Consider the following 6,887-nt stretch of genomic DNA (forward strand, 5'->3'; position numbering starts at 1 on the left):
GTTAGCTGCTCGCCTTCCGATACCCCGTGGCAAACGAAGGGTCGTAAAGCTTGCTGCGCTCGTACGACTCCGCTTGCGCGCCGTCGTGCGCAAGTCCGCCGCGAGCTCCGAGCACGCGGCCCACCACCACGAGCGCCGTGCGGTCGATGCCCTCTCGCGCGCCCGCATCGGCGAGCGTGCCCACTGTGCAGCGCACCACGCGCTCCTCAGGCCAGGTCGCCTTGTACACGAGCGCCGCCGGCTCGTCGGAGCTGCGGCCCGCGGCCAAAAGCTCGGCGGAAAGCTCGGCGAGCATACCCGAGCTCAGGAAGATGACCATAGTCGAGCCGCTTTCCGCCATGGTGCGCATGCCCTCGCCCGCGGGCATGGGGGTACGTCCAGAAAGCCGCGTGATCACGACCGACTGGCTGATTCCCGGCAGCGTGTATTCCTGGCGAAGCGCCGCCGCGGCACCGCAAAAGCTCGACACGCCGGGCACCACCTCGTAGTCCACGCCGCGCGCGTCGAGCGCGTCCATCTGCTCCTGGATGGCGCCGTACAGGCACGGGTCGCCCGTGTGCAGGCGCACCACTTCCTCGCCCCGCGCATCTGCCGCGCACATCACGTCGAGCACTTCCTCCAAGGTCATGTGCGCGCTGTCGTAGACGATGCAGGATTCCTTGCACTCGGCGAGCAGCTCGGGGTTCACAAGGCTTCCCGCCCAAACGACCACGTCGGCCGCGCGCAGAAGGCGCGCCCCGCGCAGCGTGATAAGGTCGGCGGCGCCCGAGCCTGCGCCAACGATATGAATCATCCGAGCCTTCCCTTCCCGTTTCTCATCGCAACCGTTTACGCCGCCATTCGCGCAGCGGGCAAAGCACGGCGCCTGCGGCAGCAATCGGCGCAAATACGCAGGCAGGAGGCGCAATGCCGCCCGCCCTGGCTTTGACACGTTCACAAGTGCCCACTATCATAGTAAAAGTTTCGGCAACGAGCATATGACAATCGGATAAAAGGAAATGACCGGCGCGGCGCCCGCACAGCCCGCGCTGGCTTGCGGAGGGAACCAGGTGGGAATCCTGGGCAAGGGACATTACTGTATAGGACGCGCGGGCGAACCGCCTCGCGCCCCAAGCCAGACTGCTTCGCCTTTTCCTCACGGCATCGCCGTGGCGTTAGCTCCTTGTGAACCCCGAGGGGTGCGCTTTTCTTTCGCTTGTGCCGACAAGCAACTGTCGCCGGGGGACCGGCAAACCGAGGAAAGGAAAAACCATGTCCGACCAGATGTCACGCCGCGGCTTCATGAGCGCCGCAGCAACCGGAGCCGTCGCGCTCGCCGGAGTCGCGCTCGCGGGCTGCTCCAACACCTCCGCAAGTTCCGAAAAATCGAGTGAAAAGGAGAAGGCCGTGAAGCCGGTCATCCTCGTCACGAGCTTCGGCACGAGCTACAACGACTCGCGCCACATCACCATCGGCGCCATCGAAGACGCTATCCGCGAGAAGTACTGGCAGGACTACGACATCCGCCGCGCCTTCACCGCGCAGATCATCATCGACAAGCTGAAGAAGCGCGACGGCATCACGATCGACAACATGACCGAGGCGCTCGACCGCTGCGTGGAAGACGGCGTGAAGGAAATCGTCGTGCAGCCGACGCATCTCATGGGTGGCCTGGAATATACCGACGTGAAAGACGAGCTCGACAAGTACGCCGACAAGTTCGACAAAATCTCGCTCGGCGACCCGCTGCTCACCTCCGACGACGACTACAAGAAGGTGGCCGCAGCCATTAAGGAGAACATGGCGTCCTTCGACGACGGCAAGACGGCGCTGTGCCTCATGGGCCACGGCACCGAAGCCGATTCCAACGCCGACTATGCCAAGATGCAGGAAGTGTTTAAGAACGAGGGCTTGACGCAGTTCTTCGTCGGCACCGTCGAGGCTGAACCGACCTGCGAGGATGTTATCGCCGCCGCGAGCGCCGCAGGCTACAAGAAGGCCGTGCTCGCGCCGTTCATGGTGGTCGCGGGCGACCACGCGAACAACGACATGGCAGACGAGACCGACCCCGACAGCTGGGCTGCGAAGTTCGTGGCCGCCGGCTTCGAAGTGACGTGCCTGCTCCAGGGTCTGGGACAGAACGTCGCGGTCGACGACATCTACGTCTCGCACGTGGACGACGCCATCGCCAAGCTGTAAACTCGCCGCGCACGGGGGCGCCGGTCGCGTCCCCGTGCAACGGGCATGCGCCTTCCCCGACTGACGGCGCATGCCCGTTGCATTCGTATCCCGCCCGCCCACCGCACGGCGCGGGCGGTCGAAGCGATTGAAAGGAACCCCTCCATGTTGAAGAAAACCCTCGCCTTCGCCCTTTCGGCGGCGCTTTTCGCGTTCTCGCTCGCCGGCTGCGGCGGAAATTCAATCGACAGCGCAAAGGCAAGCGATGCCGATTCCCAGGAAAAAACCGAACAGGCGGCCGATGCGCCCGAGGACGCAAGCGCTGCCCCCATCACCGCCGACAAGGTGGCCGACGGCACCTATCCGATCACCGTAGATTCCAGCTCGAACATGTTCAGGATTGTGGACGCCCAGCTCATCGTGGAAAACGGCTCCATGCACTGCGTGATGACACTTTCCGGCACGGGCTACGGCAAGCTCTTCATGGGCACGGGCGACGAGGCTGCCGCCGCGAGCGAGGCCGACTTCATCCCCTATGTGGAAAACGCGGAAGGCAAGTACACCTACGACGTGCCCGTTGATGCGCTCGACGAGGACACCGCCTGCGCCGCGTGGAGCATTAAAAGGGAGCGGTGGTACGACCGCACGCTCGTATTCGAATCCGCCGGCGTCGATCTGCGCGCCGACGCACTGAAGTAACGCCATGCGGTCGATTCTTCCAAAGGGGGAAAACAGGAAGCGCCGCAGCATCGCGGCACGCGCGATCGCCTGCGTTCTCGTCGCCCTGCTCGCGCTTCCCTTCGCGGGGTGCAGTGCGAGCTCGAACGCGACCGGTGCCACGGCGGGCTCTCAGGAATACACTGTGAGCGTCTCGCTTTCCGGCGGGTCAGGGCGAGCAAGCATCGCCTCACCCACCACAATTGTGAAGGATGGCGACACCTACACCGCGACCATCACCTGGTCGAGTTCGAACTACGACAAGATGACCGTCGACGGCGTGGACTACGCGCCCGTAAACGACGGCGGCAACTCCACGTTCGAGATACCCGTCACGCTCGACGAGGACATCGCCGTGTCGGCCGAGACCGTCGCCATGTCGACGCCGCACACCATCGACTACACGCTCTACTTCGACTCATCCACCATAAAGGAGAAATCGGGCGACGATGCAAGCGGCGGCTCCCCTGCGGGAACGGCTTCAAGCGCCGCGGCCGACTTCCACAACGCCGATTTGGGCTGCGGCTGGGAGCCGACGGGGACGCTTCAGCTTGAATACGCCAAGCACTTCACTGTCGACGAGTTCGAAGGCGGCTTGCGGCTTATCTGCGTTTCGAACGGGGAGCGCTTCCTCGTGGTGCCGCAGGATGCGAAGGTACCTGATGGGTTGAGCTCCGACATCGCGGTCATAAGGCGCCCCGCCGACAAGGTGTACCTTGTGTCGTCGGCGACGATGTGCCTGGTCGACGCGCTCGATGCGAACGACAATATCTTAATGTCGGGCACGAAGGCCGACGATTGCTCGGTCGCAGGCTTCAAAAGCGCGCTCGAAAGTGGGGCGATCGCCTACGGCGGCAAGTACAGCGCGCCCGACTACGAGCGAATATCGGCCTCGGGCTGCACGCTCGCCATCGAGAACACCATGATCAACCACACGCCCGATGTGAAGGAAAAGCTGCAGAAGCTCGGGCTCGTCGTGCTCACCGAACAGTCGTCGAGCGAGCCCGAAGCACTCGGGCGCGTAGAGTGGATTAAGCTTTTCGGCGTCCTGTTCGACAAGGAGGACGAGGCCGCACGCCTGTTCAACGAGCAGAAGGCCCGCGTCGAGCAAACGTCGGGGCTCGCGTCTTCAGGTAAAACCGTGGCGTATTTCTACATTAACTCGAACGGGGCCGCCGTCACGCGGCGGGCAGGCGACTACGTGGCGCAGATGATCGAGCTTGCAGGCGGCAGCTACGCGCTCGATGACGCGCAGACGGCGTCGACGTCAGGTTCGTCAGTAACGCTCGAAATGGAGCGCTTCTACGCGACGGCGAAGGATGCCGACATCATCGTCTACAACGGCACCATCGACGAATCGGTTGCCACCTTGAACGACTTCGTAGGCAAAAACGCGCTATTGTCGCAGTTCAAAGCCGTGAAGAACGGCAACGTCTGGGTCACAAGCGCCGACATGTACCAGCAGATGACTTCTACCGCCGACATTATCGACGAGCTGCACGGGGCGTTCGCCGGCGATGACGCGAGCGACTTCCATTATCTGAGGAAGCTCGGCTAGCACCATGAGAAGCCGACTTTCCATGGCATACGACGAATCGGGGCGCGCCGCGCGGTGTCGCGTCGTGACGGCGCTGCTCGCTGTTGCCCTCATCGTGCTCGTCGGGACCAACCTGTGCATCGGGAGCGTGCTCGTGCCCGCAGACCACATCCCCGGCATCCTTTCGGGCGGCGCGGCCAATTCCATGGAAAGCCAGGTCATCTGGGAGATTCGCCTGCCGCGCGTGCTTTCAGCCGTGCTTCTCGGCGGTGCACTTTCGCTCTCCGGGTTCCTGCTGCAGACGTTTTTCAACAACCCCATCGCCGACCCGTTCATCTTGGGCGTCTCCTCAGGCGCAAAGTTCGTCGTCGCGCTTACGATGATCGTACTTCTGGGCGCGAACCAGGCCATGTCCTCGCCGGCCATGGTGGCCGCAGCGTTTCTGGGCTCGCTTATCACCATCGGCTTCGTACTCCTCATCGCACGGCGCATAAGTTCCATGGCCATGCTCATCGTAGCGGGCGTCATGGTGGGATACATCTGCTCGGCGGGGACGAACTTCCTCATCGCCTTCGCCGACGACCAGTCCATCGTGAACCTGCACAACTGGTCTTTGGGCAGCTTCTCGGGTTCGAGCTGGGACGACATCGCGGTCATCGCGGTCGTGGTGATCACCGTGAGCGCATGCGTATTCGCGATATCGAAGCCCCTTTCCGCCTTCCAGCTGGGAGAAGCCTACGCGAAAAGCGTCGGCGTGAACGTCGCACGCTTCCGCGTGGTGCTCGTCCTTCTAGCGAGCATGCTCTCCGCCTGCGTGACCGCGTTCGCTGGTCCGGTGTCGTTCGTAGGCATCGCGGTTCCGCATCTCGTTAAGTCGGCGCTAAAGTCGTCGAAGCCCATCCGCGTGATTCCTGCGTGCTTCTTGGGAGGCGCCATCTTCTGCGCGGGCTGCGATTTGATCGCGCGCACGCTGTTCTCCCCCGTCGAGCTTTCCATCAGCGCCGTCACCGCCATCTTCGGCGCGCCGGTGGTTATCGCGCTCATGTTGAAGAAGCGGGTGAGGTAGATGGGGGAATTCGTGCCGCGGCCCAAAACGCCCGGAGGGGACATTCCATGCTTGGCCAGTCCTGAGCTCGCACGAAAGCGCGAGAAGGCACTTTCGGCTCGTGCGGAACTGCGCGCGGAACGTCTCCTCCGAGCGGAGTCGAACCTCGAAACCCCGGTCGAAACGCAGACTGACGGAGCGCCGCTTTTCCGCATAAGCGACCTGTCGGCGGGCTACGACAAGAAGGTCGTAGTCGAAGGCGTCGATCTGGAGGTTCGCGCGGGCGACGTCGTGGCGCTCATCGGGCCGAACGGCTCGGGCAAGTCGACCATCTTGAAAACCATCACACGCCATCTGGCACCGCTTGCCGGCGCGGTCGAGCTCGACGGGCGGGAGATTTCCCGATGGAAGACGGCGGAGCTCGCAAGGAACCTTGCCGTTATGCTGACAGATCGCCCCCGGACCGAACTCCTCACCTGCCGCGATATCGTAGAGGCGGGAAGGCATCCCTACACCGGGCGAATGGGCACACTCTCGCCCGACGACCATAGTCGGGTCGACGAGGCCATGAAAACCGCACATGTGGAAGAGCTCGCCGAACGCGACTTCATGCAGATAAGCGACGGGCAACGCCAGCGCGTCATGCTCGCACGCGCCATCGCGCAGGATCCGCGTGTGCTCGTGCTCGACGAGCCCACGTCGTATCTCGATATCCGCTACCAGATCGACCTGCTGCGAATACTTCGCCATCTTGCGAAATCGCGGAATGTGGCTGTCATCATGTCCATCCACGAACTCGAGCTCGCGCAGAAAAGCGCCGACAAGGTGATTTGCGTGAAGGACGGCCGGGTCTTCCGCGCCGGCGCACCCGAGGACATATTCACGCGCGAGACAATTGGCGAGCTCTACGGCCTTCAGCATGGCACCTTCAACGAGCGCTTCGGCAGCGTGGAAATTGGGCGCCCACACGGTGATGCGCACACGTTCGTCATCGCCGGCGCAGGTACGGGGTCGGCTGTGTTTCGCCAGCTCATCCGGCAGGGCAAGGCGTTCTACGCGGGCGTTCTGCACGAAGGGGACATCGACTGCGAGCTCGCGCGCGACCTGGCGACGGAATGCGTGGCCGAGCGCGCCTTCGAGCCGATCGGGGATAAAACCATAGCCCGCGCCAAAGAGCTCCTCGTCCACTGTGCGCGCCTTATCGTGTGCCCCGCCGCCTTCGGCACCATAAACGCCCGCAACGCAGAGCTCGTCGAGTTCGCACGCTCGCATGGTATCGAGGTCGTGCGAGCGTGCGAAGGTGCATCGGAGGATTCCCAATTAGAGTGGGAAGGATAAACTGGACTTTATTTTAGGCTCTGTTAGACCAGGATTGACATACATGTGTCCCCACGGTGCCATATCGTTGACCCCGTAGACCGCGATGATGGG

6 protein-coding genes are annotated in these 6,887 nt (G+C 63.0%); 5 read left to right on the plus strand and 1 reads right to left on the minus strand.

Features of this window, described 5'->3' with window-relative positions:
- Position 1: 1 nt before the first annotated feature.
- Entirely contained in the window at positions 2 to 793 is a 792-nt protein-coding gene (gene cobM, locus AB5405_RS03940) for a precorrin-4 C(11)-methyltransferase (protein WP_022094563.1), read from the minus strand.
- Between the two features lie 458 nt (positions 794 to 1,251).
- Here cobM and AB5405_RS03945 point away from each other — a divergent pair, with 458 nt between their 5' ends.
- The 5 genes from AB5405_RS03945 to AB5405_RS03965 all read left to right on the plus strand — a co-directional run bounded on the left by AB5405_RS03945 (position 1,252) and on the right by AB5405_RS03965 (position 6,794).
- Positions 1,252 to 2,178: a sirohydrochlorin cobaltochelatase gene (locus AB5405_RS03945; protein ID WP_177720835.1), complete on the plus strand. Its 927-nt coding sequence runs from the start codon at positions 1,252 to 1,254 to the stop codon at positions 2,176 to 2,178.
- A gap of 144 nt (positions 2,179 to 2,322) precedes the next feature.
- Entirely contained in the window at positions 2,323 to 2,856 is a 534-nt protein-coding gene (locus tag AB5405_RS03950; protein ID WP_368137673.1) for a hypothetical protein, read from the plus strand.
- Positions 2,857 to 2,860: 4 nt separating this feature from the next.
- On the plus strand, positions 2,861 to 4,432 hold the full coding sequence (locus AB5405_RS03955; RefSeq protein WP_368137674.1) for an ABC transporter substrate-binding protein: 1,572 nt from the start codon (positions 2,861 to 2,863) through the stop codon (positions 4,430 to 4,432).
- Between the two features lie 22 nt (positions 4,433 to 4,454).
- Positions 4,455 to 5,477: a FecCD family ABC transporter permease gene (locus AB5405_RS03960; protein ID WP_368137675.1), complete on the plus strand. Its 1,023-nt coding sequence runs from the start codon at positions 4,455 to 4,457 to the stop codon at positions 5,475 to 5,477.
- 51 nt (positions 5,478 to 5,528) lie between these two features.
- Positions 5,529 to 6,794, plus strand: coding sequence for an ABC transporter ATP-binding protein (locus AB5405_RS03965; RefSeq protein WP_368137676.1), 1,266 nt, complete (start codon positions 5,529 to 5,531; stop codon positions 6,792 to 6,794).
- The last annotated feature ends 93 nt before the right edge of the window (positions 6,795 to 6,887 follow it).

It is taken from the genome of Collinsella aerofaciens (assembly GCF_040920445.1).
Lineage (GTDB): Bacteria > Actinomycetota > Coriobacteriia > Coriobacteriales > Coriobacteriaceae > Collinsella > Collinsella aerofaciens_BH.

Bases quoted from the DNA above. Each gene is read 5' to 3' on its own strand.
- cobM (WP_022094563.1), bottom strand. From the start codon at position 793: ATGATTCATATCGTTGGCGCAGGCTCGGGCGCCGCCGACCTTATCACG.
- AB5405_RS03945 (WP_177720835.1), top strand. From the start codon at position 1,252: ATGTCCGACCAGATGTCACGCCGCGGCTTCATGAGCGCCGCAGCAACC.
- AB5405_RS03950 (WP_368137673.1), top strand. From the start codon at position 2,323: ATGTTGAAGAAAACCCTCGCCTTCGCCCTTTCGGCGGCGCTTTTCGCG.
- AB5405_RS03955 (WP_368137674.1), top strand. From the start codon at position 2,861: ATGCGGTCGATTCTTCCAAAGGGGGAAAACAGGAAGCGCCGCAGCATC.
- AB5405_RS03960 (WP_368137675.1), top strand. From the start codon at position 4,455: ATGGCATACGACGAATCGGGGCGCGCCGCGCGGTGTCGCGTCGTGACG.